18 protein-coding genes are annotated in these 16,811 nt (G+C 71.8%); 10 read left to right on the top strand and 8 right to left on the bottom strand.

The window, feature by feature from the left end; translation table 11 throughout:
- Nucleotides 1-23 precede the first annotated feature (23 nt).
- Both VNL12_RS06640 and VNL12_RS06645 read right to left on the bottom strand, forming a co-directional pair.
- Complete coding sequence (locus VNL12_RS06640; protein WP_325592775.1) at nucleotides 24-452, bottom strand: hypothetical protein; 429 nt, start codon at nucleotides 450-452, stop codon at nucleotides 24-26.
- The gene (locus VNL12_RS06645; RefSeq protein ID WP_325592778.1) at nucleotides 452-892 is read right to left on the bottom strand and encodes a hypothetical protein; all 441 of its coding nucleotides are present in this window, start codon (nucleotides 890-892) and stop codon (nucleotides 452-454) included. Before VNL12_RS06645 ends, VNL12_RS06640 begins: the two co-directional genes overlap by 1 nt.
- Nucleotides 893-1,209: 317 nt before the next feature.
- On the opposite strand from VNL12_RS06645, the gene VNL12_RS06650 reads away from it, so the two are divergent.
- Complete coding sequence (locus tag VNL12_RS06650) at nucleotides 1,210-1,863, top strand: phosphotransferase (RefSeq protein ID WP_325592780.1); 654 nt, start codon at nucleotides 1,210-1,212, stop codon at nucleotides 1,861-1,863.
- Between the two features lie 123 nt (nucleotides 1,864-1,986).
- Entirely contained in the window at nucleotides 1,987-2,439 is a 453-nt protein-coding gene (locus tag VNL12_RS06655) for an HIT family protein (protein ID WP_325592782.1), read from the top strand.
- A gap of 395 nt (nucleotides 2,440-2,834) precedes the next feature.
- On the opposite strand, the gene VNL12_RS06660 is transcribed toward VNL12_RS06655, so the two are convergent.
- Nucleotides 2,835-3,059, bottom strand: a complete 225-nt coding sequence (locus VNL12_RS06660) for a type II toxin-antitoxin system prevent-host-death family antitoxin (protein WP_325592784.1) — start codon at nucleotides 3,057-3,059, stop codon at nucleotides 2,835-2,837.
- Between the two features lie 214 nt (nucleotides 3,060-3,273).
- Here VNL12_RS06660 and VNL12_RS06665 point away from each other — a divergent pair, with 214 nt between their 5' ends.
- From VNL12_RS06665 to VNL12_RS06680, 4 genes are all read left to right on the top strand, one after another.
- On the top strand, nucleotides 3,274-4,266 hold the full coding sequence (locus tag VNL12_RS06665; protein ID WP_325592786.1) for a hypothetical protein: 993 nt from the start codon (nucleotides 3,274-3,276) through the stop codon (nucleotides 4,264-4,266).
- Nucleotides 4,267-4,487: 221 nt separating this feature from the next.
- Nucleotides 4,488-7,610 carry a DEAD/DEAH box helicase gene (locus VNL12_RS06670; protein WP_325592788.1) on the top strand — a complete coding sequence of 1,041 codons (3,123 nt, stop codon included), beginning with the start codon at nucleotides 4,488-4,490 and terminating at the stop codon, nucleotides 7,608-7,610.
- Between the two features lie 127 nt (nucleotides 7,611-7,737).
- A complete protein-coding gene (locus tag VNL12_RS06675) occupies nucleotides 7,738-8,034 on the top strand; it encodes a hypothetical protein (RefSeq protein ID WP_325592790.1) in 297 nt (98 codons plus the stop codon).
- A 187-nt stretch (nucleotides 8,035-8,221) separates the two neighbouring features.
- Nucleotides 8,222-9,559: an alpha/beta hydrolase gene (locus tag VNL12_RS06680; RefSeq protein ID WP_325592792.1), complete on the top strand. Its 1,338-nt coding sequence runs from the start codon at nucleotides 8,222-8,224 to the stop codon at nucleotides 9,557-9,559.
- A gap of 98 nt (nucleotides 9,560-9,657) precedes the next feature.
- On the opposite strand, the gene VNL12_RS06685 is transcribed toward VNL12_RS06680, so the two are convergent.
- Both VNL12_RS06685 and VNL12_RS06690 read right to left on the bottom strand, forming a co-directional pair.
- A complete protein-coding gene (locus VNL12_RS06685) occupies nucleotides 9,658-10,773 on the bottom strand; it encodes a hypothetical protein (RefSeq protein ID WP_325592794.1) in 1,116 nt (371 codons plus the stop codon).
- Between the two features lie 131 nt (nucleotides 10,774-10,904).
- Entirely contained in the window at nucleotides 10,905-11,492 is a 588-nt protein-coding gene (locus VNL12_RS06690) for a TetR/AcrR family transcriptional regulator (protein WP_325592796.1), read from the bottom strand.
- A 102-nt stretch (nucleotides 11,493-11,594) separates the two neighbouring features.
- Here VNL12_RS06690 and VNL12_RS06695 point away from each other — a divergent pair, with 102 nt between their 5' ends.
- The 3 genes from VNL12_RS06695 to VNL12_RS06705 all read left to right on the top strand — a co-directional run bounded on the left by VNL12_RS06695 (nucleotide 11,595) and on the right by VNL12_RS06705 (nucleotide 13,265).
- Nucleotides 11,595-12,443 carry an alpha/beta hydrolase gene (locus VNL12_RS06695; protein ID WP_325592798.1) on the top strand — a complete coding sequence of 283 codons (849 nt, stop codon included), beginning with the start codon at nucleotides 11,595-11,597 and terminating at the stop codon, nucleotides 12,441-12,443.
- A 135-nt stretch (nucleotides 12,444-12,578) separates the two neighbouring features.
- Entirely contained in the window at nucleotides 12,579-12,818 is a 240-nt protein-coding gene (locus VNL12_RS06700; protein ID WP_325592800.1) for a DUF3072 domain-containing protein, read from the top strand.
- 252 nt (nucleotides 12,819-13,070) lie between these two features.
- Nucleotides 13,071-13,265 (top strand): hypothetical protein, encoded by a 195-nt coding sequence (locus VNL12_RS06705; protein WP_325592802.1) that lies wholly within the window; start codon nucleotides 13,071-13,073, stop codon nucleotides 13,263-13,265.
- Between the two features lies 1 nt (nucleotide 13,266).
- On the opposite strand, the gene VNL12_RS06710 is transcribed toward VNL12_RS06705, so the two are convergent.
- The 3 genes from VNL12_RS06710 to VNL12_RS06720 all read right to left on the bottom strand — a co-directional run bounded on the left by VNL12_RS06710 (nucleotide 13,267) and on the right by VNL12_RS06720 (nucleotide 15,370).
- Nucleotides 13,267-13,650 carry a type II toxin-antitoxin system VapC family toxin gene (locus VNL12_RS06710; RefSeq protein WP_325592804.1) on the bottom strand — a complete coding sequence of 128 codons (384 nt, stop codon included), beginning with the start codon at nucleotides 13,648-13,650 and terminating at the stop codon, nucleotides 13,267-13,269.
- On the bottom strand, nucleotides 13,647-13,904 hold the full coding sequence (locus VNL12_RS06715; RefSeq protein WP_325592806.1) for a type II toxin-antitoxin system Phd/YefM family antitoxin: 258 nt from the start codon (nucleotides 13,902-13,904) through the stop codon (nucleotides 13,647-13,649). The genes VNL12_RS06710 and VNL12_RS06715 overlap by 4 nt, the downstream gene beginning before the upstream one ends.
- A gap of 128 nt (nucleotides 13,905-14,032) precedes the next feature.
- On the bottom strand, nucleotides 14,033-15,370 hold the full coding sequence (locus VNL12_RS06720; RefSeq protein WP_325592808.1) for an acyl-CoA dehydrogenase family protein: 1,338 nt from the start codon (nucleotides 15,368-15,370) through the stop codon (nucleotides 14,033-14,035).
- Nucleotides 15,371-15,577: 207 nt separating this feature from the next.
- On the opposite strand from VNL12_RS06720, the gene VNL12_RS06725 reads away from it, so the two are divergent.
- Nucleotides 15,578-16,675: a hypothetical protein gene (locus tag VNL12_RS06725; RefSeq protein WP_325592810.1), complete on the top strand. Its 1,098-nt coding sequence runs from the start codon at nucleotides 15,578-15,580 to the stop codon at nucleotides 16,673-16,675.
- Nucleotides 16,676-16,811 lie beyond the last annotated feature (136 nt).

Genomic DNA, 16,811 nt, shown 5'->3' on the forward strand with positions numbered 1-16,811 from the left:
GAACGCAACCCCTCACCACGCCTTCACGTGCCGCCGCTGATCAGCCAGTCGTTCCAGATCTGGATGGCGCGGTCCTGGGTGATGCCCTCGAGCTCGGCGGGGCTCAGCCCAACCTTGCGGACGAGGTTGCGCATGAGCTTGGCGTCGACGGCTGGGCCCTCGGGCTCCCCCGACTCTGCTCGGGGGCGGGGCGGTAGGATGCCCTCATCGACGCAGGCCCAGAAGTCCTCCTCGGAGACTTGGAGCTGGTCCCGCAGCACGGCGGCGACGAGGTTGGGGTCGTCGAGGGAACTCGCGCCGTGAGAGACCCGGGTGTAGAGGACGTCGCCGGTCGCCAGCTCGAGGGTGTAGCGGTGGTGGTCGCCGGCCTTCTTGGAGCCCGTCCCGGTCTTCTTGGTCCACCCTTCGGTCTCGACGAACTTGCGGTGCGCTCGGTGAGGGAGTGGGCGCATCAGTCGTCGCCGAAGATCACCCGGTGGAGTTCGGCACGATCGCCGGCGTAGATGCCAACCAGGAGGGCGAGGTTTCGGAACCGCTTGTGGTTGGGCGCGGTGTTGAGGCCGTCAAACCACGCCTGGGCGTAGTCGACGAGGGCGTCCAGGAAGGCCTCCTCGGCCGCCGTGAGGCCGTCGCCGACGGCGTGGATGGGCGCCCCCTCCACCCAGAAGAAGAACTGACCACCGCTCACAGAGCTGAGCACCGGCACCGGCGCGGCCGCCTGAAGGGCCGCCCCCACGGCGTCTCGGTGCAGCACCACGACGGGGACGGTGCGGCGGATCACAGCGACACCGCCGGACTCGGCCCGGTCCAAGACATCCTTGAGGTGGTCGCGCGCCTCTCGAGACCGGAACTCGTGTCCGAGAGAGAACGACGAGGAGATCGGGGGAGCCATGGCAAACATGGTATCAGTGGTCCTGATGGTCCCACGTGTACGCATGGTACCTACCTGAGCGCGCCGCCGGCCCCAGATGGCATGGTCAACGCAGCAGTGCGGCCCGCCTGTTGTCAGACGAGCTCGCCGGCCACCTGTCGAGAGACGACCTGACGGTCGCCATGTCCACCGGCTCGGGCCCTGAGGGCTCGACCCCGCGTCGGCGGTTGCCCGAGCCCGCGACGGCGGCCAGGATCGACCCCATGGAGGAGGTCGGGCGGCTCCCGGGCGGGTGGATGACGGGCGCTCGGCTCGTCGATGGAGCGGTTCGACGCCAGATGGGATCGCACACGCCGTTCGTGCACGAGCTGCTGCGCTACCTCGAGGACCAAGGCTTCGACGGGTCGCCGCGGGTGCTCGGAACCGAGGGCGATGAGGAGATCCTGACCTACGTGGACGGCCACGTACCGATCGAGGTCGCACCCGAGACGATCTCGGAGGTGGTCGTCGCGGATGTGGGTGTGCGCTCGGCCTTCCTGCTGATCCGCCGCTACCACGACATCACCACCGGATCTGAGCTGGCGGGCGTCGAGGAGGTCGTCCGCCACGGTGATCTGTCCCCCTGGAACACCGTCTATGACGACGACGGCGCCTTCGCGTTCATCGACTGGGACAACGCACGGCCCGGCGCTCGCGACGAGGACGTCGGCTATGCGACCTGGCGGTACCTCATGCTGGGCTCCCCGGCTGCGCCACCACTGCAGGTGCAGCGACGTCTGCTCCGTGTCGCTGCGGAGGCGTACGGGACGCGGTCTCCGGTCGACCTCCTCGGTCACGCCGCCCACGCACAGAGCGCGCAGCGTGCGGCGTTCGAGGCCGGGCACGCAGACGGCGACCCGCGAATCGAACGGCTCGTCGGCCTCGGCGCTCTCGACTTCATCACGGGAGCGCAACAATGGCTCGCAGATCACCGCAACGAGCTGCTGCGCTGACCCCCAGTCGTCCCCCGCGTCCCGTCGACGCTCGCGTCGATGACATCGACGCCGGGTGGCGATCGACCACGGACGTGTCTCGGCGGGCCGAGTGACGAGCCGGTCGGGCAACATGTCGTTGAGATGTACGACCACGCTCCACCGGGTTACCAGTGTCCGTTCTGCCGCAACGTGGCGACGGGCGAGTCCGACCACCCGCTGGCGATCGTCCACCGCGACGAGGACGTCTTCGTCAAGGTGAACCCGGCGTGGTGGCCACGCAACCCCGGGAGCGTGCTGGTCATCCCGCTCGAGCACCACGAGAACGTCTTCGACCTGCCGCCCGAGCTCGGCACACCGATCCAGTGCGCCGTCCGGGCCTCGGCGATCGCCATGAAGGCGGCCTTCGGTTGCGACGGCGTCTCGACCCGTCAGCACAACGAGCCCGCCGGCAACCAGGACGTCTGGCACTACCACGTGCACGTGTTCCCCCGGTGGGATGGCGACGGTCTCTACGGGTCGACCAGAGCGCCCGCTGATCCCGGCGAGCTCCGACGACGGGCCGAGATGCTCCGTGCCGCTTGGCCCCAGGACTGACGCCGGCCTCTTACCGAACCCCGTCGTCCTGGGTGCGCCGTGACGGTCTCATGCGACGTCGTCGGCTCCCACACGACGCCGAGCCCGAGCGAGGCCCGGCCGTGTCGGCGTGATGGCCGCTAAACCGATTCCGTGACCCGGGCGTCTTGTCTCCGATGACGGTGGAGGGCCCTGAGGACATGTGCGACAGCATCCGTGACCGGCTCGTCGGCGCCATAACCCTTGCGACGGGGAGCCGAGCGGGTGGGGAGGAGCTTGCTCAGGAGGCGTTGGTGCGAGCCTGGCAGCGCTGGCCCCAGGTCAGCCGGACGCGATGAGCCCACGGGCGCGTCCGCTGAGTCGGTCCGGCGCGCCGACCGCCCAGACGAAGGTGTGGGTGCCGAGTAGCAGCGTCGTCACTCCCAGTCCGCCCGCTCGCCGTCGGCCAGCGGTGCGAACAGCTCGTCGGCCACCGACACGGGCAGGAAGCCGAGAGTGCGGGGAGAAGGCTCGGAGATGGCGACGAGGCGGGCGACAGCACGGCCCGACCGGGCGATCACCACCTCGTCACCCGACTCGGCGGCATCGAGGAGCTCCGACAGCTTGGCCTTGGCCTCCGAGACGTTCATCTGTATGACCATGATGACCAAGTCTAGATAGTCCGGACTTGATCGATCTCTTGACGCCGTAGGTCTCCATCGCCGGCGGGTGGCCAAGAAGGTCCGATGGTGACCCAGCGGGCACGGACCCCCAGCGCGTTCTGTCGTGGTAGGAGTGTCCGGGCCGGGCACCTCGCCCGCGGCCAGCTTGCGTCGCGGCGGCGCCGGCGGGCACCCGCCACCCGACGAGGCCCTCATGCCACTGGTCCCCACTGTCAACGGTCCCATCGACAGCGCCGAGCTCGGCCGCACCTACATGCACGAGCACGTCTTCGTGCTCACCCCCGACGTGCAGCAGAACTACCCCGACGAGTGGGGCGACGAGGAGGCGCGGGTCACCGACGCAGTCGAAAAGCTGGCCGCCCTGGCCGCCCAGGGGGTCCGCACCATCGTCGACCCCACCGTGATCGGCCTGGGCCGCTACATCCCCCGGGTGCAGCGCATCGCCGAGCAGGTGCCCGAGCTCAACATCGTCGTGGCGACGGGTTGCTACACCTACGGCGACGTGCCCTTCTTCTTCCACCACCGGGGCCCGGCCCTGAACGCGGCGCTCGGGACGGAGGTGCCGGACCCGATGGTCGACATGTTCGTGGGCGACATCACCGACGGCATCGCCGGCACCGGGGTGCGAGCCGGACTGCTCAAGTGCGCCATCGACCACCACGGGCTCACCGGCGGTGTCGAGCGGGTGATGCGTGCCGTGGCGCGGGCCCACCGGCGCACCGGCGTTCCCATCACCGTTCACACCCACCCCGGTGACCACACCGGGCTGCTGGTGAAGCAGGTGCTCTGCGACGAGGAGGGCGTTGCGCCCCGGCGGGTGGTCCTGGGCCACAGCGGCGACAGCACCGACGCGGACCACCTCACCGAGCTGGCCGAGGCCGGGTTCCTCCTCGGGATGGACCGCTTCGGCATCAACCTCGAGACGACCTTCGAGGCCCGGGCCGACATCGTCGTCGAGATGTGTCGCCGGGGGTTCGCCGAGCAGATGGTCCTCTCCCAGGACGCGGCCTGCTACATCGACTGGATCGATCCCGGCGTCCTCGCGTTCCTGCCCCAGTGGCACTACCTCCACATCTCCCAGGAGGTGCTGCCGTACCTGCGCGAGAACGGGGTCACCGACGACCAGATCGACGCCATGCTCGTCGACACCCCGCGCCACTACTTCTCCGACGTCGCCCCGTACTGACCGCCCACCCCGCTCACGGCCGCCGGTGAGACATGACGGGAGTCACAGGGGTCGCGGCACGCATCGGCGCCCGTCGGTGCGATAGCGTTGGACTTCTAGGCGTCCCGCCTCGTCGGCGGTGGAGCAGGTCCGGGTCGGACGACCCTCCGAGACGCCGCCAGCGAACGTTGCCCTCCGCACCCGATGGTGTGGGGGGTCGGCGCAGGGAGTGCCGCACATCAATGGATGAGGCCACACGAGCCTTCGAGGCGGCCGTCTGGGCCGCCGTCGAGGGACGAGCAAGTGACGAACAACGGGCGATGCTCCAAGCCGCGCCCGACGCGCACCTCCGGCTGGTCGAGCGACTCATCGACGACACCGACGAGCGCCTCGAGGCGGCCCGTCAGCTGAAGGGCTCCGAGCGCGTCGTCGTGGTGACCGACTTCGAGTCCGACCTCGCCCTGCTGGAGGCCACATTCGACCTCATGACCCGTGCCACGGTCTCGGTGGCGGCGGGTCTGGTGGCCGACCCGGCCGGGGAGATCCGCCTCCAGGCGTCGTGGTCGGCGGGCGAGATCGTGCTGTGGGCCGGCGGGCCGGGCGTCTCGCCCGCCGGCAACGACGAGCTCGCGGACCGCATCGAGGCCACCGGGGCACCGGCCCTCGGCTGGAGCGTGCACCCCGGCGTGCGCCTGCCCGGGGGCATCCACGCCGAGGCGCTCTCGATCCCCGTGGCCGACTCGCTCGGCTGGCTGGTCGCCGTCGGTGGCGGGCTCGGCGGTGAGGGCCTCGGCTCGAGCGTCACCTGGATCGGCCGGGTCGCCGTCGCCGCCGTGCGCCTCGCCGCCCAGGGCTGCATCGTGCCCAACCTGCGCAGCGACGGCCGCTCCGACGGTTCAGTCCTCGAGCTCAACGTGCGCTGGCTGCCCGCGCTGATCGACGAGGACGAGGTCGCGGCGCTGGCCACCTCGATGCCGGGCCCGGTCGTCGCGCTGGGCAACGCCGATCCCAAGACCGTGGCCCGCAACGTGCTGACCGCGGTGGTCGACGCCATCGCGTCCGACGCCGCCGGCCGTCTGGAGCTGCCGGCGCCGCCGCCGGTCACCCGCAACGCCCTGGCCGTGTCCGAGGCCGTGATCACCCGCCTCGACGGATCGACCTTCGAGGCACCGGTTGCCGCCGGCGCCGAGGTCTCCAAGCGCCTGCAGCGCTGGATCAAACCGGTCGTGAACCCGAACCGACCCACCCTCGTCGTGGCGCTCGACCCGCCCGACAAGGGCGACGCCTGGTTCCTCTCCGTGCTGGGCACCGGGGCCGAGGGCACCCTGCTGCCGGTCGAGGTCGCCCTGGTCGACGGCAAGGACACCAAGGCCCTGGCCGACGAACTGGCCCGCCTCGAGCGCGTCTTCCCCGCCCTGCTCCGGGCCGGTGCCCTCCGTCGGGGCCAGGTGTACCTGAGCCAGGACGAGGCGTGGGAGCTCATGACCGTCACGGGGGCCACGCTCACGACCGCGGGGTTCGAGGTGCGGGTCCCGCCCCTGTCGCGACGCAAGCCGTCGGCGGGGCTGCGCCTGTTCACCGAGCCGACCGGTGACTCCGTCGTCGGCGCCCACCAGCTGAGCAACGTGCGCTGGACCGCCCTCTTCGACGACGTCGAGCTCACCGCCGCCGAGGTCGCCCGCCTGGCCGCCGAGGCCCGGCCCCTGGTGCGCTCCCGCGGCCGCTGGGTCGAGCTCGACCGCGCCGACCTCAAGGAGGCCGCCGCCGCCCTCGCCGAACGGTCCGACACGACCCAGCTCACCGGGGCCGAGATCCTCCGCCACTCCGTCGGGCTCGAAGGCACCCCGCTCGCCGGGGGCCTCACCGTCGACGGCCGCGGCTGGGCCACCGAGCTGCTCGAGAAGGCCCAGGCCGTCTCGACCGACGTCGACGTCCGGCCGCCGGGCTTCGAGGGCGAGCTGCGCAGCTACCAGGCCGAGGCCCTGAGCTGGCTCGGCTACCTCGACGCCGTCGAGCTCGGCGGCTGCCTGGCCCTCGACATGGGCCTGGGCAAGACCCCCACCGTCCTCGCCCACCTCGGGCGCACCCGGGGCGACGGGCCCGCCCTCGTCGTCGCCCCACCCGCGGTGGTCGGCAACTGGGCCGCCGAGGCCGCCCGATTCACCCCGGGCCTGCGGGTCGTGGTGCACCACGGCGCCTCGCGCGCCTCCCACCACGAGCTCGACGGCGCCTTCGCCGGGGCCGATCTGGTGATCACCACCTACGGCACCGCCGTGCGCGACGTGGACGCCCTGGCCGACCTCGAGTGGCGTCGGGTGGTTCTCGACGAGGCCCAGGCCATCAAGAACTCGGCCAACGAGACCGCCCAGCAGCTGCGGCGCATCCCGGCCCGAACCCGCATCGCCCTCACCGGCACGCCGGTCGAGAACGGTCTCGGCGACCTCTGGTCGATCCTCGACTTCACCAACCCCGGCCTCGTCGGGCCCCGCGCCCAGTTCGTCGCTCAGCTCTCGGGCGAGGGCGAGGCCGCTCTCCGGGCCCTCAACGGCATCCTGGTGTTCCGCCGCACCAAGACCGAGCCCGAGGTCGCCGCCGAGCTGCCTGACCGCATCGACGAGCTCGACCACTGCGCCATGACCCCCGAGCAGATCGGCCTTTACCAGGCCGTGCTCGACGGGCTGGTGGCCGACTCCACCGCGGTTCCGGCCGGGGCCGAGCCCAAGCAGGGGGCGATCCTCGCCGCCATCACGGCCCTCAAGCAGATCTGCAACCACCCGGTGAACTACCAGGCCGACGACAAGCCCTTGGCCGGTCGGTCGGGCAAGCTGGCCCGCCTGGAGGAGATCGTCGAGTCGGTGTTCGCCTCGGGCGAGAAGGTGCTGATCTTCACCCACTTCGCCTCGTGGGGGGTGCGCCTGGCCGGGCACCTGACCGAGGTCTCCGGCGTCCCGGTTTCGTGCTACCACGGCGGACTCGCCCGGGGCGCCCGCGACCGGATGATCGAGGAGTTCCAGCAGCAGGAGGGACCCGGTGCCCTGGTGCTGTCGCTCAAGGCCGGCGGCACCGGCCTGAACCTCACCGCCGCGAGCCACGTCGTGCTCTACGACCGGTGGTGGAACCCGGCGGTGGAGGACCAGGCCCGCGACCGGGCGTGGCGCATCGGCCAGACGCGCACCGTCGTGTCGCACCGCTTGGTCTGCCCCGGCACCGTCGATGAACGGGTCGAGGAGGTCGTGGCCGGCAAGCGCCACATCGCGGATCTGGTGCTGCCCAAGTCGAGCTCGCTGTCGGACCTCGACGCAGGTCAGCTGCGGGTGGCCCTCGGCCTGCGCCCCGACACGCTGCTCACCGAGGACGCGACGTGAGTGAGCGCAGCGAGCGAACCAAGCAGCACGGGCTCTCTGGCGGCGGAGCTTGCGGAGCCGGCAGCGCTCGTCGGTGCCCGGTCGTCGCGACCCGACCGCATGCGGTCCTCACCGGGATGGTGCAACGATGAGCGCGAAGGAGCCCAAGGCCAGCCAGGGTCGGCGGCGACGGGGCAAGAAGCCCAAGGCCGTCGACCTCTGGCGTCCGGTGGCCTCGCTGGAGCCGCCCGAGGCGATCCAGCGGGCCAACGACGCCACCGCGGTCATCCGGTCGCTCGGGGCCCCGCCGCTCAAGGGCCAGGGCTCGCTCGCCGAGCAGCACCTCGCCCTCGCCGTCGAGCGGGCGGCCGACATGGCCATGGCCCTGGCCCTCACCGCCGGGCTCCTGCCCGCCGACGACCCCGCCGACGCCGAGGACGACTGAGGATCCCGAGCGCGGTGGGGGTCGGGCGCGACGCGGTGCGCCCCGGCGCCCGCGCGCGATGGACCGGAAGGGCGGGACGAAGCGGTCGGTCCTGTCGCGGTGCGCCGCCCGGTCCGGGCGCCTGAGGGCGACAGGACCGACGGGTCTCGGTGAGCCTGACAGGTGTCCAGCGCGCGACGATGGGCCCATGGCTCACCCTTCTCGAACCCCTGAGAGCCGCCACCGTGCCCGCCGGGCCGGTCGTGGCTTCCTGGTCGCGTCTGCCCTCGGTGCCCTCAACACGGCCAACGCCCGCCAGCCGCTGACCCGCAAGGGAAGGGGCGCGGTGGCGTGCTTCTTCCCTGGCTGGCTCACCTCCGAGCTGCCGATCCACGCCATTGGGTGGCAGGCGCTGGCCACGCTGAACGCGACCCGCAAGGGCGCCCTGCGCACCCCGAGCGGCCTGGTCGGCCTCGGCCTGTCGATGGGCTCCTGGTCCGCCCTGGCCCGGATGTGGTCCGAGTCCTCCCGAGCACCTGAGGTCTTCGAGCGGGCCCTGCGCGACGGGCTGGGCGACGAGCTCGACGAGGGTCGCGACCCGCTGCCGGCGGCTGGCCCCTCGGCGGTGCGCCGGCGCCTGGTGTCGGGCCCGTTCAACCAGCACATCCGCAGCTGGCGACGGGTGCGCGACGTGCCCTACGGCGAGTTCGGCCGCCGTAACCAGCTCGACATCTGGGCCCGCGACGACCTACCGGCCGACGGGCGGGCACCGGTCCTGCTCCAGGTGCACGGCGGCGCGTGGGTCATGGGCAACAAGGAGCAGCAGGCCGGGCCGCTCATGGCCCACATGGCCGAGCGGGGCTGGGTCTGCGTGGCCATCAACTACCGCCTCAGCCCGCGGAGCACCTGGCCCGATCACATCGTCGACGTGAAGCGGGCCATCGCCTGGGTGAAGGAGAACATCGCGGACCACGGCGGCGATCCCGAGTTCGTGGCCATCACCGGGGGCTCGGCCGGGGGGCACCTCAGCTCGTTGGCGGCGCTCACCGCCAACGAGCCGACGTTCCAGCCCGGCTTCGAGGAGGCCGACACGCGAATCGTGGCCGCCGTGCCGTTCTACGGCGTCTACGACTGGACCAACCGCGACGGCACCGGGTTCGAGGGCCTGGAGGAGTTCTTGGGCAAGCGGGTGCTGAAGTCCCGCATCGACGACGCGCGCAACGTCTGGGAGCAGGCGTCCACCATGAGCTGGGTCGGGCCCGATGCTCCGCCGTTCATGATCGTGCACGGCAGCAACGACACGCTCGTTCCCGTCGAGCAGGCCCGGTCCTTCGCGGCCATGATGCGCGCCGAGTCCAAGGCGCCGGTGGTCTACGCCGAGCTGCCCGGCGCCCAGCACGCCTTCGAGATCTTCGACTCACACCGCACCCTCGCGGCGGTGGGCGCGGTGCACCACTTCCTCGCCGCGGTCCGGGCTCGTTCGGGCCACGACGCCGAGACCGGCGCCGAGGTCGATGCCGACACCCAGGACGAGGTCCGCGCCTGACCGTCGGACCAACGGCGAGCAGGCCGTGTCCCCCGAGGCCGGGGCGAACAGTGCGGTGAAGAACCGCTGGGCCGCCCCGTGTTCGATGCGGCCACCGCTCACCCTGCCCGCTCCCCGAGCCATCCGGCGAGTAGGTCAGCGACCTCGTCGCGAGCGCCCTCGGGGGCCAGCAGGTAGTGGTCGCCGGGGACGTCCGCCTCCAGGGTCTTGTCCTCCGCGGCCAGAGCGTCGTACAGCGCCTGACCATCGGATGGGAAGACGCCCTGGTCGGCCCGCGACTGCACGACCAGCGACGGCACAGTGATCCGGGCCAGGTGGGGACCGGCCTGGCAGTCCGAGTGGTCGAGGCTCCACATCGACAGCCAGGTCCGCAGCGTGTTGCTGCGGCCGATGCCCGACGGTCCGAAGTTGGCGCGCTTCGGGTCACCGAGGTAACAGCCCGGCTCCCGGTCCGAGGGGTCGAGGGTGAGATCGGCGAAACGGAGATCGGCCCACACCCGGTAGAGCTCGAAGGTCCGGTCCCGCACGCCGGCCGCCTCCAGGCGGCCCAGCTCGTCGAGGCACCAGGCGCTGATGCGCTCGTTGCGAGCCCGCTGGGCCGCTCGGTACCGGTCCACGAACTCCGGCGGGTACGGAGGTCCGTGCTCCGGGGCGAACATGTCGAGCTCGGGGACGACCGAGAGCGGGTCGGTCTCGGTGGCCACGGCCGGGTCGAGCCACGCAGTGAGAACCTCGGGGCGGCCGGGGTGGGCGTTGAGCGACACGTACAGGTCGGCCGGGGGCAGGGTGAGGGCCGCGTCGGGCACCGTGAGGCCGTAGCCCGGCCGGATGTTCGGCTCGACGGCCTGGGACTGGTACGCGGCCATGAGCGAGCCGCCGCCCGAGTTGCCGAGCAGCACCACCGTCTCGACGCCGCGCCGGCGCAGCCACGTCACTCCGGCGCCGATGTCGATGAGGGCGTGCTCCAAGAGGAAGTAGGCCTCGTTGCCCCGGTACCGGGTGTTCCACCCCAGGAACCCGTACCCACGCTCGGCCAGGTAGGGCGCCAGGTAGTGCTCGCTGAAGTCGACGTTGTAGTGGGTGGCGATGACCGCTGCCGTGGGCTCCCCGCCGGCGGGTCGGTGGTAGAGGCCCTGGCACGGCCGTCCCCCCGCCCCGGCTCGGGAGGCGGTCGCCGACTCCAACGACACGAACTCACGGTTGCTCTCAGCCATCAGGCTCCCCATCTCGCCGGGTCGGTCTCATCGCGATCCCCGGTTGTTCCAGGCGACGTCGTGATCGACGTCGCCTCCGCCGGCGATCGCGACCGCAGACGGTGACCAGGAGTCCCGACGGGCGCACTGGCTCATCGCGTGACCTCTTGCGTCAGGGCCCGTTCAACCTCAGCCACAGCCGAGCGACCTGCAGCCAGCACGGGCTCGGTGCTGCGCAGCGCCCGGGCGAGGACGAACGCGCCCTCCAGCAAGGCTACGACCGAGATGGCGAGCTCTCGGGCACGGCTTGGAGCAATGCCCGCCGCCCTGAAGCGCGCCCCGACGAGCTCGAGCCAGGCCTCGAACACGTCGGCGCATGCCTGGCGCAGCGGTTCGTTTGTGCCCGAGACCTCGAGGGCAACGGTGGCGATCGGGCATGCGTCGGCCCAGTCGTTCTCGCTCAGGGCCTCGGCCGCTCCTTCGAAGAAGGACCGGGTGGCCCTGATGATGTCGGGCGCCGAGTCGAAGATGAGCGGCACGAGCTCGCCATAGATCGCACCCGAGCGTCGGACGGCCTCTGCGCCGAGCTGCTCCTTGCCCCCGGGAAAGAAGTGGTACAGCGAGCCGAAGGGTGCCGACGCCTCGGTCACGATCTGCTTCACCCCCGTCCCCACGTAGCCCTGCCGGCACAGGAGCGCAGCGCCGACATCGATCAGTCGATCCCTGGTGTCGCTCGGCACGTGGCCTCCTCGTCGCGGTTGCTCTCTCTTCGGTCCCGTCGCTACTCTATCGCTAGAGCGATCTATCTAGCAGCCGCGGGGTCATCACCGCAGGAGGCTCCGATGCCGACAGCCGCACTACGCGCCGGACTCATCAGCTACACCGACACGGGCGGCACGAAGCCGACCATCGTCTTGACGGGTGGCTTGGCGGTCGGCGGCACGCTCTGGGACCCCGTCGTCGAGGTCCTGCGCCACGACTTCCGGTGTGTCGTCCCGACGCTGCCGCTGGGAGCCCACGTCGAACCGATGGCCGGCGGGGCGGACCTCTCGCTCCCGGGCCTCGTGGAGATCCTCGACGACTTCCTCGAGCTCCTCGACCTGCACGGCGTGACCTTCGTCGAGTGCGACACCGGCATGGGACAACTGCTCGCCGCCAGCGCCTGTGAGCGCATCACGAGCATGGTCCTGTGCTCCTGTGAGACCGCGGACAACTACCCGCCAGGGCTTCCGGGGCGCACGGTCGCGCTCGCTGCGAAGCTGCCCGGCGGCGTCAACCTCGCCATGCAACAGCTGCGGGTGCGTGCACTGCGGAGAGCACCCTTCACGTTCGGCTGGATGGCCAAGCGTCCGATCCCCGACGCGGTGATGGACGAGTGGCTCCGGCCGCTTCAGACCCAGCGGGCGATCCGCCGCGACCTCACGAAGTACCTCCGGTCAGTCAAGGCGAGCAGGCAGGCCCTGCGCGAAGCGACGAGCCGCCTGCGGTCCTTCGACCGGCCCGTACTGGTGGTGTGGGCGAGCGAGGATCGTGTGATGCCCGTCGGGACCGGCCGACATCTCGCCGGGCTGTTCCCCCAGGCCCGCATGGTTGAAATCGACGACAGCTACACCCTCCTCCCGGCCGATCAGCCCGAGCAGCTGACCGCGGAGATCCGATCCTTCGTCAACGTCAGCGCGTCGACCCTCTAGATCGGACACCCACGGACATCTCGTGCGCCCTTCCCCCCTCGCCTGACGCGCACCTTGGTCGAGTCGGCCGAGCACCTCGCCTATCGCCAAGCGTGGCTCAGGTTTGACGAACAGACGTACGGGAAGGTTGGGGTCATGTCCGATGCCCAACAGCAGCCCCTCCCCGAGATCGATCCCAGCCTCGAGGGCTCCAACCTCGAGAAGGATCCCGACGATTGGAAGACCGGTGAAGAGCCCATGACCGGCGCCCAGGAGAGCTACCTGAAGACGCTCTCCGACCAGGCCGGTGAACCCCTCGACCCCTCGCTCACCAAGGCCGAGGCGTCGCAGCGCATCGACGAGCTGCAGGACCGCACGGGCCGCGGCACGCCCTGATCCAGCTCCGCCGGGTGGCGTGGTGCCCGGCGACGGTTGCCCGTGACCGGCGTGACGGGCGTGATCGGCGTGGCAGCATCGCGAGGCTCGCCACACCAACGGGGGACCGATGACGAACGACTCCGCCGCGGTTGACAGCGGTCGGACCTACCCAGGGTTCGGGGGGCGGGTCGGGCGCACCTTCGCCGCCTCTCGCCGCACGTCGACGGGGCCCCGGTCGCCGCCGAGGCGGGCTGGCCCTGCCTCTACGCCATGGCCCCGTTCGAAGGCATCGACGTTGGCCTCGACCGCCGCTCACCGGTGGTGTGGCGTCTGTACGAGGCCCACGGCCCGTACCCCTACACCGGCGTGATCACCTCGGTGGCCTACGAGCCCGGGCCCCGCCCGCCCGACGTCCCCCAGAACCTCCTTCCCATGCTCCGCGAGACGGGCCTCCGGTACGAGTAGCTCAGCGGCGAGCGTCGAGGAGGTCGACCTCGTAGGCCGCCATCGCCGGGTCCGCGGTGATCAGGGTGAGTCGCTCGATCCGGGCCTGCGCCACCAGCATCCGGTCGAAGGGGTCCCGGTGGTGCATGGGCAGGCGCTGGGCCTCGGCCGTGTGCCGCAGATCGATCCCGAGCACGTCGAAGCCGGCCTCCTCGACCACCGACGCGAGCCCGTCGGGGACGTCGAGACGGCCCCGGGCCGCCTTGATCGACATCTCCCATGCCGAGGCGACGGAGAGGTACACCGGGGCCGACGGGTCCACCATCAACGCCGCCGCGACCGATCCAAGGCGCGGGTCCTCGGCCTGGCCCCAGAGGAAGGTGTGGGTGTCGAGGAGGTGGCTCACCCGAGGCCGGGCGGTTCGATCGGACCATCCTCGAACTCTCCGATGAGCCACTCCGGTGTCTCGTCGAAGTCATCGGCGACCCAGACCTTGCCCTTCCAGAGCCCCAGCTTCCGTGGTTCCTTGGGCGTCTCGGGGGCGACGAGGCGGGCGACGGGCCTGCCGGCGCGGGCGATGGTGATCTCCTCGCCGGCCTCGACCCGGGCGACGAGGCGGGAGAGGTGGGTCTTGGCCTCGTGGATGTTGACCGTCGTCATGTCATGAGAATAGTTGACTAAGTCGGACTAGACCATGGTGGGCGTCAGCCGGTGAAGAGGCAGAGCGGGTGACCGTCGTCAGCCGGATCGACGCGGCCACGCGCTCACGGTCGACCCGAGGACGGAGCTCAGCCGTTCTTCGGGAGCTCGGCGTAGGGGGTGTCCTTGGCCGGACCCGGCTCCTTCGGGAGGCCGAGCACGCGCTCGCCGATGATGTTGCGCTGGATCTGGTCGGTGCCGCCGTAGATCGGAGGACCGGGCGAGAACAACGCCAGCTCCGTGATCGTGGGGCCCAGGTCCGGCGTGGGGAGCGCCTCGATCACCTTGCGGTCGTCGTTGGCGTAGGCGTGGAGCATGCCCGCCGCGCCGAGGGTGGCCAGGCCGAGCTCGCGCGAGAGCCGCAGGATGGTACTCATCGAGAGCTTGGCCAGGTTGCCGAAGCCGGCGATGTCGCGTCCGGCGGCCTTCTCGGCCTTCAGCCGCTGGCCCCCGACCCGGGCCAGCTCGTTGGCGGTGTAGAGGCGCATGAGGTCCTGGCGCAGGATCGGGTCGTCGAGCTGACCGGTGGCGCGGGCCGTCTCGAGGATGAGGGCGTAGGCGCCGGCAAGGGCGCTCGGGCCCCCGCCCCCGGCGCGGCGGGTGCCGACGAAGTCAGCCGCACGGCGATCGAGGTCACCGGAGATGGTCCCGGGCGTGGCGGCCGAGGCGGCGGCGTGGCCGCTGCCGGCCCCGAGCCCGGCGCGCTCGAAGGCGAGGGTGGTGTTGGCCACGATCCAGCCCTGGCCGTAGTCCCCGATCACCGAGTCAGCCGGGGTGCGGGCGTCGGTGAGGAACACCTCGTTGAACAGGGCGCGACCGGTCATCTCCTTGAGGGGCCGCACCTCGATGCCGGGCTGGTGCATGTCGATGCCGAAGTAGGTGATGCCGCGGTGCTTGGGGGCGTCGGGGTCGGTGCGGGCGATGAGCATGCCCATGTCGGAGATGTGACCGGCGGAGGTCCACACCTTCTGGCCGTTGACGATCCACTCCTCGCCGTCGCGCACGGCCCGGGAGTTGAGCCCGGCCAGGTCGGAGCCCGCGCCGGGCTCGCTGAAGAGCTGGCACCACCCCTGCTGGCCGGTCACGATGTCGCGCAGCCACACCTTCTTCTGCTCGTCCGATCCGTGGGCCACGATCGTCGGGCCGGCCAACAGGAGGCCCAGGCCGCCGGGGGCGCCGAGAGCGCCGTGCTCCGCGATGGCGCGGGCCACGCGACCGGCATCGGCGGGGGAGAGGCCCCGCCCGTAGTGCTCCTCGGGCCAGGCAGGAGCGGACCACCCGGCGGTGCCCAGCTTCTCCCACCAGGCGGCGACGGTGAGATCCGGGTCCCACTCCGAGGTGAGGAAGGCCCCGAGCTCGTCCAGGTAGCCGTCGGTGGAGCTGGTGGAGCTGGTGGAGCTGGCGGTGCGATCAGCGGTGTCGGTCATCGGTACGTCCCGGGGGCGCGCGAGTAGATCGGCGAAGCGTGCCCGATCTTGACCGATGGGTCAAGGCGAGCATATCCGAGGTCACCGACGGGTGATCGAGAGGTGGGCGGCATCGACGGCGGGCACCGGGGAGAAGCTGCGGGCCGGCCCAGGTGATGTGCCGACCCGGGGTCGCGGCCGGCGGCGGCGTCGCTACGGTCGGGGTCCATGGCGCCGAGCACCGACCTGAGACGGGTGAGCGAGGTCCTGGCCGCCGAGGCGGCGGCGGGGGAGGAGGCCGGACGGCTGACCCCGACGGCGGTCGACGCGCTGCGCGGCGCGGGGCTCTTCGCGCTGCACCAGCCGCCGGACCTGGGCGGCCTGGGGCTCTCGCTGCCCGCCGCGTGTCGCACCATCGCAACGCTGGCCGAGGCCGACGGGGCCGCCGGGTGGGCGGCGATGATCGGCGCCGGTCCGGCCTGGTTCTCTGGGCACATGGATCCCGACGGTGCGGCCGAGGTCTTCGGCGGGGGTGGCGCGGTGGCAGGGTCGGGCCAGCCCGGTCGCGCCGTGCCCGCCGATGACGGTGGCTGGCGGATCGAGGGCCGGTGGCGGTGGTGCAGCGGTGCACCGTGGGCCGAGTGGTTCACGTTCAACGCCATCGATCCCGACGGTGAGGTCGTCACCGTGGCCGTACCGGCGGCGCGGGTGACGATCCACCCCGAGACGTGGGACGTCCGTGGGCTGCGGGCCACCGCGAGCTGCGACGCATCGGTCGACGGCGCCCTCGTGCCCGCTCACCGCGCGTTCCGGGTCGCCGAGGGTCCGCCCGAGCGCGACGAGCCGGTCTTCCACCTGGGCTTCGAGGCCTTCGCCCAGGCCACCATGGCCGCGGTGCCCGTCGGCCTGGCCCGCCACGCCGTGGCCCTGGCGGTCGCACTGGCCCTCGACAAGGAGCCGACCCACGGGTCCGGTCGCCTCGCCGATGACCCGCTCACCCGTCGGACGTTGGCGGCCACGGCGGCTGCGGTCGACGCCGCCGCCGCCGGGCTCGACGCCGCCACGATGGCGATCTGGGAGGCGGCCGTTGCGGGCGAGGATGCCCCTGCTCCGGTGCGGGCCGGCGTGCGCCTCGCCGCCGTGCACGCGACGCGCACCGGGGCCGCAGCGGCGGCCGACCTCGGCGCCCTGGCCGGGATGTCCGCCCTCGATCGGTCCTCGGTGCTGGGCCGGGTGCTGGCCGATCTCGCCGCCGCCGGTCTCAACGCCCTGCTCACCGAGGCGCGCCTGGCCGAGGTCGACCCCGCCGACCTGCTCCACCGCTGACCCGCCGCGACCAGGGCCCGCCTCACCTCTGGGTGCGACACCGAACCGGTAGGCGCCTCGGGTGGCGGGGCGCCCGTCCTGGCTACCAGTTCGGACGAGGGGCCGAAGTGGTAGGGATTCTGGGTGTTGGGGCACC

Source organism: Iamia sp., from assembly GCF_035575815.1.
Taxonomy (GTDB): domain Bacteria; phylum Actinomycetota; class Acidimicrobiia; order Acidimicrobiales; family Iamiaceae; genus Iamia.